This is a genomic window from Novosphingobium sp. AAP1 (assembly GCF_001295765.1).
Taxonomy (GTDB): domain Bacteria; phylum Pseudomonadota; class Alphaproteobacteria; order Sphingomonadales; family Sphingomonadaceae; genus Novosphingobium; species Novosphingobium capsulatum.
Map to the genome: position 1 here is coordinate 74,273 of NZ_LJHO01000005.1, position 16,948 is coordinate 91,220.

Sequence of the window (16,948 nt, forward strand, 5' to 3'; positions counted from 1 at the left end):
GGGGCGGCGGGTCACGCGCGATTGCCTAGGGTGCGTGGGATTTGGAACAGGGGGGAGCGAGAATGGGTGATTTCGAGAACCGGCCCGCAGCGTGCTTTTGGCACGTGAGGACCGGAAGCACAGAAAGCGGCCGTTCGCAGCCCGCCCTGTTCCAAATACCGCGTGCCCTAGTTCATGAACCAGCCGTGGCTGGCTACCAGCGACTGGCCGGTGAGCGCGTTGGTGGGGAATGCGGCAAAGAACAGCGCCACTTCGGCGATATCGTCCACCGTGGTAAATTCGCCATCCACCGTCTGGCCGAGCATGACCTTCTTGATCACCTCGTCCTCGCTGATGCCCAGTTCCTTGGCCTGCTCGGGAATCTGCTTGTCCACCAAAGGCGTGCGGACGAAACCGGGACAGATCAGGTTGGTGCGCACGCCCTTCTTGCCGCCTTCCTTGGCAATGGTGCGCGCCAGGCCCTCAAGGCCGTGCTTGGCCGTGACATAGGCGCTCTTGAGCGGCGAGGCTTCCTTGGAATGGACCGAGCCCATGAACAGGATCGCGCCGCTGCCCTTGGCATACATGTGCGGCAACACGGCCTTGCTGGTGAGGAATGCCCCATCGAGATGGATCGCCAGCATCTTTTTCCAGTCGGCAAAGGCGAAGTTTTCCACCGGGTTGACGATCTGGATGCCGGCGTTCGACACCAGAATGTCCACGCCGCCCCAGGCGTCCACCACCTTGGCCACGCCGGCGTTGACTTGGTCTTCGCTGGTCACGTCCATTTCCACGGCCATGGCGGCGCCGGGGTGATCGGCATTGATGCCATCGGCCGCAGCCTGCGCCGCGTCGAGCTTGAGATCGGCAATCGCCACGCGGCCACCGGCAGCGGCATAGCGCTTGGCAATGGCCAGGCCGATCCCGCTGGCAGCACCGGTGACGATGGCGATCTTGTTGTCGAGATTCATGGTTTCACTCTCCAGGGTGTTTGGCCATGGGCCGTGGTCGGTCCCCAAGCAGGAAGCGTAAAAATCGGGTGGATCAGGCCAGATCGAGCGTGACGATGCCGCGCTGTGGCCGCTTGCGGTTTTTCCAGCGCGGGCTGGCAAACGAGCGCTCGACATCGCGCCGGCCGTTTTCCCAGTGGCCGGTCGCGGTCATGCGCGAAAACTCATAGTCCTTGTTCTGCGTTTCATAATCCTCGCTGCGGTTGATCAGGTGCAGGATCGTTACCGGCCCGTCCTGGGCGTGGGCGGTCAACGTGGCGAGGTCGGCATCGTCGGCAAATTCGGGCGGCAGCCGTTCAGCAAGGCGTGCGGCGGCTGCCTCAAGGGCTTCGATCCGCTTCTGCATGTCGGTGTTGAGCCGGGTGCGGCTGGAAAAGCGGATGTCCTTCTCGCGCTGCGCTGTCTCGGCCAGGCTGCGCGGCATCATGCCGTGGGCGGAAAACAGATCGACCTGAAACACCAGCACGGGATCGCGTGCCGCCTGGGCGCGGGCCGGATCGTGGCGGTCAGCCTCGCGCGCGCGCTCGTCCAGCACGAATTGCAACGGGGTGTTGGAAACCAGGCCCCCGTCCCAATAGGGATCGCCATCGATCATCACCGGCGGAAAGCCGGGGGGCAGCGCGCCGCTGGCCATGATGTGCTCGGGCTCGATCAGGCGGTCGCGGTTGTCGAAATAGGCGAAGTTGCCGTTGAGCACGTTGACCGCGCCCACGCTGAAACGCACCTTGCCACTGTTGATCAGATCGAAATCCACCAGTTCCAGCAGCGTTTTGCGCAAGGGGCTGGTATCGTAAAGGCTGATCGATTCCGGCGATCCGGGCAGGGCCAGCCACGATGGGGTGGTGCGAGGGGTGAAAAAACCGGGAATGCCGGTCAGCGCCACCGATGCTGCGGCCCATTCGTTGAACAGGCGGCGTCCCCAGCCATCGGCGAACGGCGATTTGAACGGAATGCGCGAGCTGGCCTGCTCCCAGAACGCGCGCAGGTTGCGCACCCGGCGTTCGGGCGGGTTGCCGGCAATCAGCGCGGCGTTGACCGCACCGATCGAAATGCCGGCCACCCAATCCGGGCTATAGCCATTGCTGGCCAGCGCCTCGAACACGCCGGCCTGGTAGGCGCCCAGCGCTCCGCCGCCCTGAAGCACCAGAACACATCTTTCGCGCGTGGCATCAGCCATGGTCATTCCCGTCCTGCACCCGGCCTGTCGTGCACCCAGTGAGGGATGATGCCGGCTTGTGCACTGCACTATGAAGCGAGTGTGTGGCGCCAACGTGAAACTGGCAAGAGCGGTTCCCACCGCGGTGTGCCGATTATCGGAGAGCCACTTGCAAATTCCGCATGCTCGGGCGCTTTCCATGCCGGCAATACCACCCTACATGGGCAGGCATCATGGCAAGACCCACACCCCTCGCATTCGACAAAAAGAAGATCGTCGCCGAAAACCGCCGCGCGCGGTTCGAGTATTTCGTCGAAGACGTGTACGAGGCGGGAATCGCGCTCACCGGCACCGAAGTGAAATCGCTCCGCTTTGGCGAGGGATCGATCGCCGAATCCTATGCCGAGGTGAAGAACGGCGAGGTGTGGCTGGTCAATTCCAACGTGCCCGAATTCAGCCACGGCAACCGCTTCAACCACGAGCCCAAGCGCCCGCGCAAGCTGCTGCTCAAGGAACGCGAGATCGCCAAGTTCCACGGCGCGGTGGAGCGCAAGGGCATGACGCTGGTGCCGCTGTCGATCTATTTCAACGGACGCGGCCGGGCCAAGGTGGAACTCGCCCTGGCCAAGGGCAAGAACGCGGCCGACAAGCGCGCCACGATCAAGGACCGCGACTGGCAGCGCGACAAGGCGCGCATCATGCGCGAACACAGTTGAGCGTAGCGGTCGGTCACGCCCCCTGATCGGGCCAGGCCAAGTGCACGTTCGGCTTCATCGCTTGGCAAGCTGACGTGGTGCATGGTGGCATTTCGGGCTGGTCGGCCAGCCTGCCTTTGTCCAATGCCATCGTTCCACCACTCCTTGGGAATCGCCGTTTCAATGCGCCAGAAGATTGCCACGATGGTTCGCGCTTCGATGCCCACGCGCGAGCAGATGGAGCGCAACCGCCTGACCGGGCGGCTGGCAGCGCGGGCCGAGTTGTGGCGCTTTACCCGCCGCTCGGTGCCGCGCGGCGTGGCGATCGGGCTGCTCGTCGGCATCTTTGCGATGATCCCCGGGGTGCAGATCGCTGGCGCTGCGGCGATGTGCCTGCCATTCCGGGGCAATGTCCCGATCGCGGCGGGGATGACGTTCCTGTCCAATCCGGCGACAACGCCGCTGTTCATCGCTGCCTCGCTGGCGCTAGGCAACTGGTTCGGCTTTCATGCCGATGTCGCCACGTTCATGGCCCTGTTCGAACGCGGCGCCAGTGTGGCGGAATGGACCGGCTGGCTGCTGTCGGATGCGGCCCCGGCGTTGATTTTCGGATTGTTCGTGATCTCGGTGGTGGCCGCCGCGCTCGGCTATGTCATCGCTGCATTTGCCTGGCGCTGGTGGACGGTGCACAAGCGGCGCACGCGCCTGGCGATGCGGGTGGAGCAATAAAGGGGGCGGGCGGCCCATGCTGCCTGTCATGGTGAAGGGAGCAAGCGTGCCGGCCGCAGCGGGCGATATCGACGGGGGCAACAATTTGTCCGGGGATCTGTCCGGGGCGCCGCACGCCGCTGGCAAGGGCCCGGCATGGCGGCGCGATGCCGCCTGGGTGGCTGCCGCCGCACTGGCCGGGGCTGCGCTGCTGTGGCTGCTGGCGGGTGATGCTGTGCTGGCCGCAGCCTACCTGCTGGGCATTGCCACGCTGGCCCTGGTGGCGCGCCTGCTGCTGCGCTTCGTTCCCGCACGTGGAGAGACTGCACCGGCCGCGCCCGATTGGTCGGTGACCTTTGCCGCGATCGAGCGGCCCGATGAAGCGCTGGCGATCCTCGATCGTGCCGGCCGCCTGGCCTGCGCCAACAGCCGCTTTGCGGAGTGGTTTGGCCATGTCGCGCCGCCGCGCCTGCCACTTGATGCCCCTGCTGTCGAAGCGCTCGATGGCGCGGTGCGCGCCGCCTGGCGCGATGGCCGGGCTCAGATTGGCGAAGTCACCTCGCCCAAAGGGCGCTGGCGGGCAGAACTGTTGCGCGCCGGGCGTGGGCAGGATCACCTGGTGTGCCGGTTCATTCCCCTCGAACAGGCAGACCTGGTGGCTGACATGGCCGGGCACGTGGCCGGAAAGCTCGGCCGTGCCTTGGCCCGCGAAGGCATCCAGGCGGCCGTGGTCATGCCCGATGGCCTGGTGCGCGCCGCCAACCGCGCCTTTGCCACCCGCGCTGGCGGGGAGGGCGCGCAGGTGGGCGGCAGCGATTTTGTCTCGTGGTTCCGTGCCGATGATGCCGAACGCATTTTCTATGCCCGCGAAGGCGCGCGCGGCACGCCGGTGCGCTTTGTCCACGTACCGATCGCCGATCCCGATGGCGTGGCCAGCACCGATCCGGCGCGGGTGCCCTCGCTGTTCCTGATCATCGACAACGACGGCGCATTGGGTGACGCGCGCGCCGGGCTGCCGCAGATCGAGGCGCTGCTCTCGCGCCTGCCGCTGGGCCTGGCGATGACCGATCGCGATGGCCGCTTCCTCTTTGCCAATCGTGCGTTCCTGCGCGCGGCCGGCCATGACGATACCGTGCCGCCGCCCTATCCCTCCGACCTGGTGATCCGCGAAGACAAGGGCGCGCTGGCCGATGCCGTCCGCCGCTATACCCAGGGCGCGCCCACGGCGGGCGACGTGGCGGTGCGCCTGCGCGCCTCGCCCGAAGAGCCGGTTTCGCTCAGCCTCGCCGGCGTGCGCGGCATGGGCGAGGGGGCCGTGCTGCTCAGCCTCAAGGATTCGACCGAGGAAGCCCGCCTCAAGCGCGAGATTGCCCAGGCCACAAAGATGCAGGCGGTGGGCCAGCTCGCCGGCGGCGTGGCGCACGATTTCAACAATGTGCTTACCGCGATCATCGGCTATTGCGATCTGATCCTGATGCGCCACACGCCGGGCGACAGCGATTACGACGATATCCAGCAGATCAAGGCCAATTCCAACCGCGCGGCCTCGCTCACCCGGCAATTGCTGGCCTTTTCGCGCCAGCAGACGCTGCGCCCCGAAGTGCTGCAACTGCCCGATGTGGTGGCCGAGGTTTCCACCCTGCTCAAGCGCCTGTTGGGCGAGAAGATCCAGCTCGACGTGACCCACGATCGCGATCTGGGCCTGGTCCGCGCCGATCCGGTGCAGCTGGAGCAGGTGTTGCTCAACCTTGCCGTCAATGCCCGCGATGCGATGACCGCCAACGGCGCCGATACCAAGACCGGCGGCACGCTGCGCATCGCCACGCGGCGGGTGAGCGCCAATGACGTGCGGGCGATGAAAAGCGAAATCCTGCCCGTGGCAGACTATACCGCGCTGGTGGTGGAAGACACCGGGCACGGCATCAAGCCCTCGCAGATCGGCAAGATCTTCGAACCGTTCTTCACCACCAAGGAAAAGGGCAAGGGCACCGGCCTTGGCCTTTCCACTGTCTATGGCATCGTCAAGCAATCGGGGGGCTTCATCTTTGCCGATAGCGAGGTGGGCAAGGGCACGCGCTTTACCATCTACCTGCCGGTGCATGTGCCCGATCCGGCCGAGGCCGTGGAAGCGGCCAAGCCCAAGGGCGAGACGCGCCGCACGCAATGGACCGGCGGCGGACGCGTGCTCCTGGTAGAGGACGAGGACACCGTGCGCGCCGTGGCCGAGCGGGCGCTGGTCCGTCAGGGCTACGAGGTCACCACGGCGGCCGACGGCGAGGACGGCCTGGAGGCGCTGTCGCGCATCATGGCGGTTGGCGGCGATATCGACCTGGTAGTGTCCGACGTGGTCATGCCCTCGATGGACGGGCCGGCCATGGCGCGCGAGATCCGCCGGGTTAAGCCCGATCTGCCGGTGCTGTTCATGTCAGGCTATGCCGAAGAACAGCTCCGCCGCGAGATCGACATCCCCAACATGCATTTCCTGGCCAAGCCGTTTTCGGTGGCGCAGATCGTGGCGGCGGTGGAACAGGTGCTGCGCGGGGAGTGAGGGCCCTCCACCACCCGCTGCGCGGGCGTTTCCCCTCCCCACGATGTGGGGAGGGCCTTCAAGATCCTCCCCACATCGTGGGGAGGTGGCAGGCCGCAGGCCTGACGGAGGGGCGGTCGATAGGCCAGCTGAGTCGCCAATTCCGCCACGATGGCAGCATTTTCCCACACCGAAGAAATGCCATGCCGAGCGTGGCTTGCGGTGCCGGAGAGCTTGAAAAAGTCCCTGAAATCCCCATGTTTCCAGTGCGCAGCGGGAATTGTCTCCGCTCTGGAGAGAATTTTTCGTTCCCCTCTTGTTCCATTGGAACAGAATAAGTACATTGTTCTGCGTGTTGACGGTTCGTGTCAGCCATCTCTAGGCAAGGGGAAGCAGCCATGGCGGCGCAGCTCAAGCTCATTCAGGAAGGCAAAGAAAAGGACATGGATCGTCAGAAGGCGCTAGACGCCGCACTGGCCCAGATCGACCGCGCATTCGGCAAGGGCTCGGTGATGAAGCTGGGTTCCAAGGAGACGATGCAGGTGGAAGCGATTTCCACCGGCTCGCTCGGGCTGGACATCGCGCTGGGCATTGGCGGCCTGCCACGCGGCCGCATTATCGAAATCTATGGCCCGGAAAGCTCGGGCAAGACCACCCTGGCGCTGCACGCCATTGCCGAGGCCCAGAAGACCGGCGGCACGGCCGCCTTCGTTGACGCCGAACACGCGCTCGATCCGGTCTATGCCAAGAAGCTGGGCGTCAACATCGATGAACTGATCGTCTCGCAGCCCGACACGGGCGAGCAGGCGCTGGAAATCGTCGATACGCTGGTGCGCTCCAACGCGATCGACATCCTCGTGGTGGACTCGGTCGCCGCGCTGGTGCCCCGCGCCGAAATCGAAGGCGAAATGGGCGACAGCCACGTCGGCCTCCAGGCCCGCCTGATGAGCCAGGCGCTGCGCAAGCTGACCGGTTCGATCAGCCGTTCGCGCTGCATGGTGATCTTCATCAACCAGGTGCGCATGAAGATCGGCGTGATGTACGGCAACCCGGAAACCACCACCGGCGGCAACGCGCTCAAGTTCTATGCCTCTTGCCGTCTCGACATTCGCCGTACCGGCCAGATCAAGGATCGCGACGAAATCACCGGCAACACTACCCGCGTGAAGGTCGTCAAGAACAAGGTCGCCCCACCGTTCAAGCAGGTCGAATTCGACATCATGTATGGCGAAGGCATCTCCAAGATCGGCGAAATCCTCGATCTCGGGGTCAAGGCCGGCCTGGTCGAAAAGTCGGGCGCATGGTTCAGCTATGACTCGGTGCGCATCGGCCAGGGCCGCGAAAACGCCAAGAACTTCCTGCGCGAAAACACCGAACTGCGCGATCGCCTGGAAGCGGCGATCCGTGGCCGGACCGAGCAGGTGGCCGAAGGCCTGATGGCCGGCCCTGACGCTGACGACGATATCTGATCAGGCGTTGACCTGATCCGCAGGGCGCGATGGCGGCAGGCTGCCGCGCCACGCCCTGCCGTTCCTTGCTCCCGGCGCGTCGTTCCAGGTGAATGGCGCGCCGCTGGCGTTTTGGCCAGGCAAAGTCTTTCATCCCGGCGACAACGCCAGGATCAGGGCGTGACGCAAGCGCCGCTGTCGCCAAGCTCGCGGCGATCGTTTATACCGGCAGCATGACACAGGCGATGGATTGGCAGGGCGGCGTCGGCCGCGCCTGGGCAGAAGAATGGCAGCGCACCGATCGCACCTTTGCGCAACTGACGCCGGCCTTGCTGGCAACGATCGCTGCCATGCCCGGCCATCGGGTGCTCGACATCGGTTGCGGTGCGGGCGAACTGGCCTTGTCGCTGGCCGCTGCCAGACCCAAGGGCGCGGTATGCGGGATCGACCTGTCGGCTGATCTCATCGCTGCCGCGCAGCAGCGTGGGGCCGGCCGCGCCAATGTGCGCTTTGCCATCGCCGATGCCAGCCAATGGCAGGATCCTGCTTTCACGCCCGATCTGCTCGTCTCGCGCCATGGCGTGATGTTCTTTGCCGATCCGCCCGCCGCCTTTGCCCATCTGGCCGCCGTGGCGGCGCCGGGGGCGCGGCTGGTGTTCTCGTGCTTTCGCGCCCCGGCTGAAAACGCCTGGGCCAGCGCCATGGCGGGCCTGGTGCCGCCGCCGGCGCAGCCTGCTGATCCGCATGCGCCCAACCCCTTTTCTCCAGGCCCGTTTGCCTTTGCCGATCCCGATCATGTGCGGGCCATGCTGGCGGGGTGGACAGACCTGGCCTTCACGCCCCACGATTTCGCCTATCTGGCAGGCGAGGGGCCTGACGCCGCCGAGCAGGCCCTGGCCCTGTTCCGCCGCATCGGGCCGGCCGCCTCGGCCTTGCGCCAGGCAGCGGAGGCTGACCGCGCCGGGATCGAGCAGCGGCTGCGCGCGGTGATCGCCGCCCACACCCGCGATGGCAAAGTCATGTTCTCCGCTGCCGCCTGGATCGTTACCGCCACGAAAGCGTAATGCGATCACGGTTAGCGATGAATCCCGCTTGTTCCCAAGCCACGCCTCGCCTAATCGGCGGGGCATGACTTCGACGAACGAAATCCGCCGGTCCTTCCTGGAATACTTCGGCTCGCAAGGCCACGAAGTGGTGCCATCCGCGCCGCTCGTTCCTTACAACGACCCGACGCTGATGTTCACCAATGCGGGCATGGTCCCGTTCAAGAACGTCTTCACGGGCCTGGAAACGCGCAGCATTCCGCGCGCCACGTCTTCGCAGAAGTGCGTGCGCGCCGGGGGCAAGCACAACGATCTGGATAACGTGGGCTATACCGCGCGGCACCACACGTTCTTCGAAATGCTGGGCAATTTCTCGTTCGGCGATTACTTCAAGGAACAGGCGATCACCAACGCCTGGACTCTGCTGACCAAGGTTTGGGGCATTCCTGCCGAAAAGCTGCTGGTTACCGTCTATCACACCGATGAAGACGCCGCCGCGCTGTGGCGCAAGATTGCCGGACTGCCCGACGACAAGATCATCCGCATCGCCACCAAGGACAACTTCTGGGCGATGGGCGATGATGGCCCATGCGGCCCGTGCTCGGAAATCTTCTACGATCATGGCGCGCATATCGCCGGTGGCCCTCCGGGCAGCCCGGACGAGGACGGCGATCGTTTCATCGAAATCTGGAACCTCGTGTTCATGCAGTTCGAGCAGGCCGCCGGCGAGATCGTCGGCGAGCTGCCCAAGCCCTCGATCGATACCGGCATGGGGCTGGAGCGCATTGCCGCCGTGCTCCAGGGCGAGCACGACAACTATGATACCGACACGTTCCGCGCGCTGATCGCCGCCTCGGAAAGCCTGACCGGCGTCAAGGCCACCGGCGAACACACTGCCAGCCACCGCGTGATCGCCGATCACCTGCGCTCGTCCAGCTTCCTGCTGGCCGATGGCGTGCTGCCGTCGAACGAAGGACGCGGCTATGTGCTGCGCCGGATCATGCGCCGCGCCATGCGCCACGCCCACCTGCTGGGCGCCAAGGATCCGCTGATGCACCGCCTGGTGGGTTCGCTGGTGACCGAAATGGGCCAGGCCTATCCCGAACTGGGCCGTGCCCAGCCGCTGATCGAGGAAGTGCTGCAGCGCGAGGAAACCCGTTTCCGCCAGACGCTGTCGAACGGCCTGCGCCTGCTCGATGAAGCGTCGGCTGGGCTGGGCGAAGGCGACAAACTGCCTGGCGAAACCGCGTTCCGCCTCTATGACACGTTCGGCTTCCCCTATGACCTCACCGAAGACGCGCTGCGCGCCCGTGGCGTGAGCGTCGATCGCGAAGGCTTTGACGCGGCCATGGCCCAGCAGAAGGCCGCCGCGCGCGCTGCGTGGAAGGGTTCGGGCGAGGCGGCATCGAGCGAAGTGTGGTTCGACATCGCCGAGCGCGAAGGCGCGACCGAGTTCACCGGCTACACCGCCACGAGCGGTGAGGGCGTTGTCGTGGCCCTGGTCAAGGACGGCGTTGAAGTTACCGAAGCCCAGGCCGGCGACACGGTGACCGTGCTGACCAACCAGACGCCGTTCTATGGCGAAAGCGGCGGCCAGATGGGCGATGCCGGCACGATCGCCGGCGCCGATGGCCTCATGCTGACGGTGACCGATACGGCCAAGCCGCTTGGCCGCCTGCACGCCCACCAGGCCGTGGTCGATGCCGGCACGATCCACGTCGGCGATGCCGTGCAACTGGCGGTCGACGTGGTGCGCCGCGATGCTACGCGCGCCAACCATTCGGCCACGCACCTGCTGCACCAGGCGCTGCGCAACCGTTTGGGCGCGCATGTCACGCAAAAGGGCTCGCTGGTGGCGCCCGACCGCCTGCGGTTCGACTTTTCGCATCCCACGGCGCTGAGCGCGGACGATATCGCCGCGATTGAAACCGAGGTGAACGCCGAAATCCGCGCCAACGAAACGGTCAGCACCCGTCTGATGACGCCCGACGACGCCATCGCTGCCGGTGCCATGGCGCTGTTCGGCGAAAAGTACGGCGACGAAGTGCGCGTGCTGTCGATGGGCCGCACCACGGACAAGGTCTATTCGGTGGAACTGTGCGGCGGCACGCATGTGCGCGCGCTGGGCGATATCGGCGTGTTCCGCATCGTGGGCGAAAGCGCGGTGTCTTCGGGCGTGCGCCGGATCGAGGCGCTGACCGGCGAAGGCGCGCGGCAGTGGCTGATTGGCCGCGAAGACGCGCTCAAGCACACTGCCAGCCTGCTGCGCACCACGCCTGATGACGTGGAAGCGCGCGTGGCCGCGCTGATCGAGGAACGGCGCAAGCTGGAGCGCGAACTGGCCGAAGCCAAGAAGGCGCTGGCCCTGGGTGGTGGCGGCGCCAAGGCCGAGGCAGCCGACGAAAGCGTGGGCGGCGTGACGTTCTCGGGCCAGGTGCTCGACGGGCTCGATCCCAAGGAGCTGCGCGGGTTGCTCGACCAGGCCAAGCAGCGCATCGGTTCGGGCGTGGCGGTGATCGTCGCGGTCAACGATGGCCGCGCCTCGATCGCAGCGGCGGTAACCGAGGATCTGGCTGGCAAGGTCAGCGCCGTCGATCTGGTCCGCGCCGGCGTGGAAGCGCTGGGCGGCAAGGGCGGCGGTGGCCGGCCGGACATGGCGCAGGGCGGAGGCCCCGATGGCAGCAAGGCGGCCGATGCGCTGGCTGCGGCCAAGGCCGTGCTCGCCGGGTAATTTTCTGGTGTTGGAGGGGTTGGTTGTTCACCAGCCCCTCTGTCAACCCTTCGGGCTGCCACCTCCCCACAGGGTGGGGAGGGGGACCAGCCGCAGGCTGGTGGAGGGGCCTTATCCTTCCTTCCGTTACCGCTCGCGCAAACGGCTCGCCTTGAGGCGCGGCGGCGCGGCGAGTTCGCCCTCGGCCATGATCTGCTGGCGAAACTGATCGCGCTTTTCGTGAATCGAGGCGATCACTGGGCCCATTGGCACACCCAGGTCGACCAGCACCGCTTCTGACAGTTGCAGTGAGCTTTCCAGCGTTTCGGGCACGGCGTGGCTGGCTCCGGCACGATAGAGCTGCGCCGCGTGGCCGGGATCGCGCGCGCGCACGATGATCGGCACCTCTGGCGCCAGGGTGCGCAGCTTGCGCACGATGCGCAGCGCCAGCACCGGCTCGTCCATGGTCACGATCACCGCGCTGGCGTCAGCCAGATTGAGCCGGTCGATCACCGCAGCGCTGTCGATATTGCCGAACAGCACCGGCAGCCCGGCGGCGCGCGCGGCGCGGACCACGGCCGGTTCGGCATCGAGCGCGAGGTAGGGGCGGCCATGTTCGGCGAGCATCTCGCCGATCAGGCGGCCGACGCGGCCAAAGCCCAGGATCACGGTGCGGCGGCCTTCAGGTTCTTCCACAGCGACCTCGTCCGCCCGGGCGCGATTGCGCACGCGGCCCGCGCCCACCTGGCCCACTTTGGCCAGCAGCGGCGTGATGGTAAGGCCGATGGCGGTCACGATCTGCCAGAACTGCGCGGTGGCCGGCTGGATCAACTGGGCCTGCGCCGCCGTGCCCAAAACGATCAGCGTGGTTTCCGATGGGCTGGACATGAGAATGCCGGTCTCGATCGCAGTCGACCGTTCCTTGCCCCAGAACAGCAGCAGCAGACCGGTCACCACGGCCTTGGCCACGACCACGCCCAGCACGCCCAGCGCCAGCGGGCCGAAATTGGCCACCAGCACGCGCAGGTCGATCCCCATGCCCACGGTGATCAGGAACACGCCCAGCGCCAGGCCCTTGAACGGCTTGGTGATTGCCTCAACCTCGCCATGATACTCGGTTTCGGCGATCAGCAGGCCGGCGAGCAATGCGCCCATGATGGGCGACAGGCCGGCCGCGCCGGTGGCGAGAGCCGCCACGATCACCACCAGCAGGCTGGCGGCCAGGAACAGTTCGGGGCTCTTGGTCTTGGCGGCCTGGGCAAACAGCGGGGGCAGGCCGAACCGTCCGAACACCAGCAGCGCGACGATCACAGCGCCACCCTTCCACAAGGTTTCGACCAGGCTGGGCGCGTTGGCCGCTGCCACCGGGGCCATGGCGCCGAGCAGGAAGATGATCGGCACCAGCGCGATATCTTCGAACAGCAACATTGACAGCGCGGCGCGGCCAACCGGCCCCTGCGTGCCCGAGATCGGCAGTACCAGCGCGGTAGACGAGAGCGCCAGCGCCAGACCCAGGCCCAGCGCCCCGGCGACCGGCTGGCCCAGCAGCATAAGGCCCAGGCCCACGAGCAGCGCCGAGCCGATCAGTTCCATCGCGCCCAGCCCGAACACCAGCCGCCGCATCGACCACAGGCGATTGAACGACAGTTCCAGGCCAATCTCGAACAGCAGCAGGATGATGCCGAACTCGGCAAACGGCTCTATCGCGTGGGGATTGGATATCGTGATGTAGTGCAGCCAGGGCAGCTGCTGCGCCAGCGAGCCCAGGCCATAGGGGCCCACCAGCAGGCCAACCAGGATGAAGCCAATGATCGGCGTGATGCGAAAGCGCGCAAAGGCGGGAATGACGATACCCGCCGCCCCTAGGATCACCAGGGCATCGGAAAGTGCGGACGTGGGAAGAAGCTGGCCTGCCATGCCGCGCAGGCTAGGGGGTGGAGTCCGGCTTGGCCACCCCTGGCGACGGTAAGTTTGTGTGGCTGACCAGCAAAAGCGCCACCGTTCCGGGTGGGAATCGGCTCAGACGGCGGGCGCGGTCACCTCGACGGCGGCAAACTGTCGCGCGGCAAGGTCTTCGGGCGTGATCCAGAACTGCAGGACGTGGTCACCCAGGTGGTGGCCCAGTGCTTCGTCGGCCGAGAGTTCCAGCAGCAGCAATTGGCGGCGGATGCGGTCGGATTGATCGGCCTCGGTTTCGCACGGCGCGGCGAGCAGGCGATCGGGCACGCGGGCGTGCACGCGCGCAGCGGTGCGCACCGCCAGCGCGTGGCGATAGGCCAGCCGCGCCACGAGTTCATCGGGAAACGCCGCCGCGCTGCCGGGCAGGGCGTGCAGCGTGGTTTCCACCGCGGCCACGCAGCCACGCGGCGCCACCAGGCGGGCGAGGGGGGCATAGCTGGAAAACCATTGCCAGAACGCGTCGCGCACCGGCGCGGTGACGTCGGCAAAGGCCGCCTTGTTGCGCGCCAGAGCATGCCATTCGCCACATTCGCTTTCGATCTGGGCGAGCAGCGTGCGCCGATCCTCGTCCGCCAGATCGGGCCAGAGCGCGCGGGCGGCAGCCACGCTGGTCCGCCCGGCTTCGCGCAGCAGCATCGCCACCAGCGTCTGGATCGACAGCCAATCGTGCGGGAAACCGGGCCAGGGCCGATCCATCAGGCCATCGTCGCCCAGGTTGAAATCGTTGGGCGAGAGGGCAAAAACCGCCACCGGGCTGCCCTGCGCGGCAAGCAGGGCATCGGCGGTAGCCGCGCTTTCGGGCCAGGTCAGCGGCGGCGCGGCCGGATCGTGTGCCGCCGTGGTCAGTTCGATCACAGCGGGCGCGAACGGCCAGCGCGGCAGTACCTGTGGCGCGTCGGCCGCGTCGATGGCCCATGGCCAGGCCTGAGCGGCCGCATCGGCATAGGCCGGCGGCAGATCAGCGGGGGGCTCTGCCTCGGTCCATTCGGCTGCGCCGGCATCATCGATCCAGATCACGCGGCCTTCGGTTGTGGCGGCGCCGCCCGGCGCGGCAGAGAGATCGGCAAAGAACAGCAGCGCGCCGCTGCCGGGCAACACGCCCAGGCGTGCGCGGGGTGGCACTTGCGCACAATCCACCTGCAACAGGAAATGCAGCGGCAGGCCGGTGTGGGCAGAGCGCGGCCACTCCAGAGGCCCCGGGGTAAACGGCACGCCGCCATAGAAGCTGTGCGCCCCGGTGGGCGCGGGCGGGAAGGATTGGCGAAACACCACGGCCTGGGCCAGAGCGCCGGCGATGGCGGCCGGCAACCCGCGCGACTGGCGCGGGGCAGCCGGTTCGGCCACGAATGGCGCGGTCGGTTGCGCGTCGGCACTGGCTGCCTGGGCAGCGGTGACGAACGCGGGCAGGCTCGGGCCATCGTCTGGCATATCAGCCTGATCGGCGGCGGTGCCGGCGCCGGGGCCAAAGTTGCGGCGGCGCTGCGGTGGGGGCGGGGCTTCTTCGACAAGTTCGGCCTCTTGCGCGGCCAGGGCGGCGGCGCGGCGGCGGCGCACGATCAGCAGCACCACAAGCGTGGCGAGCACGGCCACCACGGCCAGCGCGATCCCCACCATGGGTGCCAATTGCGTCATGCTACTCACTTTGCCCAAGGCCCCCTTGCCCACGGCTGCTTGCGCCTGTTGTGCCCCGCAAGACCGCGTCATGTCCTGCTAGCCGGTTACCCCCCCAAAAGAAAAGGCCCCGGCAGACGCCGGAGCCTTTCTTTTTCATGCGAAATGGCGCGGGTTCAGGCCCAGGCAGCCATTTCCTTTTCCAGGTTTTCCACGATCGCTTCGAAGAACTTTTCCGTGGTCATCCAGGGCTGGTCGGGGCCGATGAGGATCGCGAGGTCCTTGGTCATCTTGCCGCTTTCCACGGTTTCGATGCACACGCGCTCCAGCGTTTCGGCAAAACGCACCACATCGGGGGTTTCGTCGAACTTGCCACGATACATCAGGCCGCGCGTCCACGCGAAGATCGAGGCGATCGGGTTGGTGCTGGTCGCCTTGCCCTGCTGGTGCTGGCGATAGTGGCGCGTGACGGTGCCGTGGGCCGCTTCGGCTTCCACGGTCTTGCCGTCGGGCGTCATCAGCACCGAGGTCATCAGGCCGAGCGAGCCGAAGCCCTGCGCCACGGTGTCGGACTGCACGTCACCGTCATAGTTCTTGCAGGCCCACACGAACTTGCCCGACCACTTGAGCGCGGAAGCGACCATGTCGTCGATCAGGCGGTGCTGGTATTCGATGCCGGCGGCAGCGAACTTTTCCTTGAAGCCTTCGCTGTCGAACACTTCCTGGAACAGGTCCTTGAAGCGGCCGTCATAGGCCTTGAGGATGGTGTTCTTGGTCGACAGATAGACCGGCCAGCCCAGGTTCAAACCATAGTTGAAGCTGGCGCGGGCAAAGTCGCGGATCGAATCGTCAAGGTTGTACATCGCCATGGCGACGCCGGCCGACGGGAAATCGAACACTTCGAGATCGATCGATTCGCCGTTCACGCCGTCAAACACCAGGCGCAGCTTGCCCGGGCCGGGGATCAGGGTGTCGGTGGCCTTGTACTGGTCACCAAAGGCGTGACGGCCAACCACGATCGGGTCGGTCCAGCCCGGCACGAGGCGGGGCACGTTCTGGATCACGATGGGCTCGCGGAACACCACGCCGCCCAGGATGTTGCGGATCGTGCCGTTGGGCGACTTCCACATCTTCTTGAGGCCGAATTCTTCGACGCGGGCTTCGTCCGGGGTGATCGTGGCGCACTTCACGCCCACGCCGTACTGCTTGATGGCGTTGGCTGAATCGATCGTGATCTGATCGCCGGTTTCGTCACGCTTTTCGACCGAAAGATCGAAATACTTGAGGTCCAGGTCGAGGTAGGGAAGGATCAGGCGTTCGCGGATCCATTCCCAGATGATGCGGGTCATCTCGTCGCCGTCGATCTCGACGATCGGGTTCTTCACCTTGATCTTCGCCATAGCCGTCCTGTTGCCTTGCCTGGGGAGTTGAACTTACTGCCCCCTTAGCAGGTGCGGAACGCGGCGCAAGCGCGGCTCCGGCGATTCTTGAACCGAGCTTATGTTTTGCGCCGCAGTGCGGCAACGTGGCGGCCATTCAAGGGCTGTTGCGCAGATCGTACATCGCCTCGCCCACGCGCACGCGGTGGCGGCGCGCGATGTGCCAGCCGGCGTCTTCCAGCAGGCGGGCAAAGCGCGCCGGCCCATGGCGATGCAGCCAGATCACCTCCTTGCGGCGCAGGCGCATGGCCCACAGCACATCCTGCACCGACGCGTGGTTGTACGACAGAACGACGCGGTCGAACTGGCGCAACTGGGCAAACAGGCGCGGCAGATCGGTGACATATTCGACCACGCCGAGCATCGCGGCGGCGCGTTCGGCAAAGCGGGGCAGCGGATCGGCGTTGAGATCGGTCAGGACCGTGCCGGGCCCGCGATCGACAATGTCCACCGGTACATAGCGGGTGCCGGCCGGCAGATGGTCGCGCAGCGGCATCAGCCCGCAACCGATATCCACCACGCCGGCCTCGTCCGCCAGCCACGCCGCGGCCTGCCGGGTGCGGCGGTCCCACCGATCCTGCAGTGCGGACCAGTACAGACGCCGGCACGCCAGGGTCGCATCGGTGGAAACATCATTCATGCCGGGCACGTGGCCTGTGCGGC

Annotated in this window: 12 protein-coding genes; 6 read left to right on the forward strand and 6 right to left on the reverse strand. The window is 66.3% G+C overall.

Annotated features, from left to right (window positions below):
• Positions 1–167 precede the first annotated feature (167 nt).
• Complete coding sequence (locus tag IP65_RS12205) at positions 168–950, reverse strand: 3-hydroxybutyrate dehydrogenase (RefSeq protein WP_022678436.1); 783 nt, start codon at positions 948–950, stop codon at positions 168–170.
• Positions 951–1,023: 73 nt separating this feature from the next.
• Positions 1,024–2,166 carry a patatin-like phospholipase family protein gene (locus IP65_RS12210; RefSeq protein WP_082209337.1) on the reverse strand — a complete coding sequence of 381 codons (1,143 nt, stop codon included), beginning with the start codon at positions 2,164–2,166 and terminating at the stop codon, positions 1,024–1,026.
• Positions 2,167–2,378: 212 nt separating this feature from the next.
• Between IP65_RS12210 and smpB the strand changes: the two genes are divergently transcribed.
• From smpB to alaS, 6 genes are all read left to right on the forward strand, one after another.
• Positions 2,379–2,861 (forward strand): SsrA-binding protein SmpB, encoded by a 483-nt coding sequence (gene smpB, locus IP65_RS12215; RefSeq protein ID WP_022678434.1) that lies wholly within the window; start codon positions 2,379–2,381, stop codon positions 2,859–2,861.
• A gap of 162 nt (positions 2,862–3,023) precedes the next feature.
• Positions 3,024–3,569 (forward strand): DUF2062 domain-containing protein, encoded by a 546-nt coding sequence (locus tag IP65_RS12220; RefSeq protein WP_022678433.1) that lies wholly within the window; start codon positions 3,024–3,026, stop codon positions 3,567–3,569.
• A 16-nt stretch (positions 3,570–3,585) separates the two neighbouring features.
• Positions 3,586–6,096, forward strand: a complete 2,511-nt coding sequence (locus tag IP65_RS12225; RefSeq protein ID WP_231627676.1) for an ATP-binding protein — start codon at positions 3,586–3,588, stop codon at positions 6,094–6,096.
• A 377-nt stretch (positions 6,097–6,473) separates the two neighbouring features.
• Positions 6,474–7,544, forward strand: coding sequence for a recombinase RecA (recA, locus tag IP65_RS12230; protein WP_022678432.1), 1,071 nt, complete (start codon positions 6,474–6,476; stop codon positions 7,542–7,544).
• 212 nt (positions 7,545–7,756) lie between these two features.
• Positions 7,757–8,587, forward strand: a complete 831-nt coding sequence (locus IP65_RS12235) for a class I SAM-dependent methyltransferase (RefSeq protein WP_054131994.1) — start codon at positions 7,757–7,759, stop codon at positions 8,585–8,587.
• Positions 8,588–8,651: 64 nt separating this feature from the next.
• Entirely contained in the window at positions 8,652–11,297 is a 2,646-nt protein-coding gene (gene alaS, locus IP65_RS12240; protein WP_054131935.1) for an alanine--tRNA ligase, read from the forward strand.
• 126 nt (positions 11,298–11,423) lie between these two features.
• Here the strand turns inward: alaS and IP65_RS12245 are convergent, their stop codons facing one another.
• From IP65_RS12245 to IP65_RS12260, 4 genes are all read right to left on the reverse strand, one after another.
• Entirely contained in the window at positions 11,424–13,193 is a 1,770-nt protein-coding gene (locus IP65_RS12245; protein ID WP_054131936.1) for a cation:proton antiporter, read from the reverse strand.
• A 102-nt stretch (positions 13,194–13,295) separates the two neighbouring features.
• On the reverse strand, positions 13,296–14,867 hold the full coding sequence (locus tag IP65_RS12250) for a DUF1963 domain-containing protein (RefSeq protein ID WP_156306576.1): 1,572 nt from the start codon (positions 14,865–14,867) through the stop codon (positions 13,296–13,298).
• 155 nt (positions 14,868–15,022) lie between these two features.
• Positions 15,023–16,246: an NADP-dependent isocitrate dehydrogenase gene (locus IP65_RS12255; protein ID WP_022675940.1), complete on the reverse strand. Its 1,224-nt coding sequence runs from the start codon at positions 16,244–16,246 to the stop codon at positions 15,023–15,025.
• A 136-nt stretch (positions 16,247–16,382) separates the two neighbouring features.
• Positions 16,383–16,925 carry a hypothetical protein gene (locus IP65_RS12260; RefSeq protein ID WP_156306578.1) on the reverse strand — a complete coding sequence of 181 codons (543 nt, stop codon included), beginning with the start codon at positions 16,923–16,925 and terminating at the stop codon, positions 16,383–16,385.
• Positions 16,926–16,948 lie beyond the last annotated feature (23 nt).

Excerpts from the sequence above, each read along its gene's own strand:
- IP65_RS12205 (WP_022678436.1), bottom strand. The coding sequence starts at position 950 with ATGAATCTCGACAACAAGATCGCCATCGTCACCGGTGCTGCCAGCGGG.
- IP65_RS12210 (WP_082209337.1), bottom strand. The coding sequence starts at position 2,166 with ATGGCTGATGCCACGCGCGAAAGATGTGTTCTGGTGCTTCAGGGCGGC.
- smpB (WP_022678434.1), top strand. The coding sequence starts at position 2,379 with ATGGCAAGACCCACACCCCTCGCATTCGACAAAAAGAAGATCGTCGCC.
- IP65_RS12220 (WP_022678433.1), top strand. The coding sequence starts at position 3,024 with ATGCGCCAGAAGATTGCCACGATGGTTCGCGCTTCGATGCCCACGCGC.
- IP65_RS12225 (WP_231627676.1), top strand. The coding sequence starts at position 3,586 with ATGCTGCCTGTCATGGTGAAGGGAGCAAGCGTGCCGGCCGCAGCGGGC.
- recA (WP_022678432.1), top strand. The coding sequence starts at position 6,474 with ATGGCGGCGCAGCTCAAGCTCATTCAGGAAGGCAAAGAAAAGGACATG.
- IP65_RS12235 (WP_054131994.1), top strand. The coding sequence starts at position 7,757 with ATGACACAGGCGATGGATTGGCAGGGCGGCGTCGGCCGCGCCTGGGCA.
- alaS (WP_054131935.1), top strand. The coding sequence starts at position 8,652 with ATGACTTCGACGAACGAAATCCGCCGGTCCTTCCTGGAATACTTCGGC.
- IP65_RS12245 (WP_054131936.1), bottom strand. The coding sequence starts at position 13,193 with ATGGCAGGCCAGCTTCTTCCCACGTCCGCACTTTCCGATGCCCTGGTG.
- IP65_RS12250 (WP_156306576.1), bottom strand. The coding sequence starts at position 14,867 with ATGACGCAATTGGCACCCATGGTGGGGATCGCGCTGGCCGTGGTGGCC.
- IP65_RS12255 (WP_022675940.1), bottom strand. The coding sequence starts at position 16,246 with ATGGCGAAGATCAAGGTGAAGAACCCGATCGTCGAGATCGACGGCGAC.
- IP65_RS12260 (WP_156306578.1), bottom strand. The coding sequence starts at position 16,925 with ATGAATGATGTTTCCACCGATGCGACCCTGGCGTGCCGGCGTCTGTAC.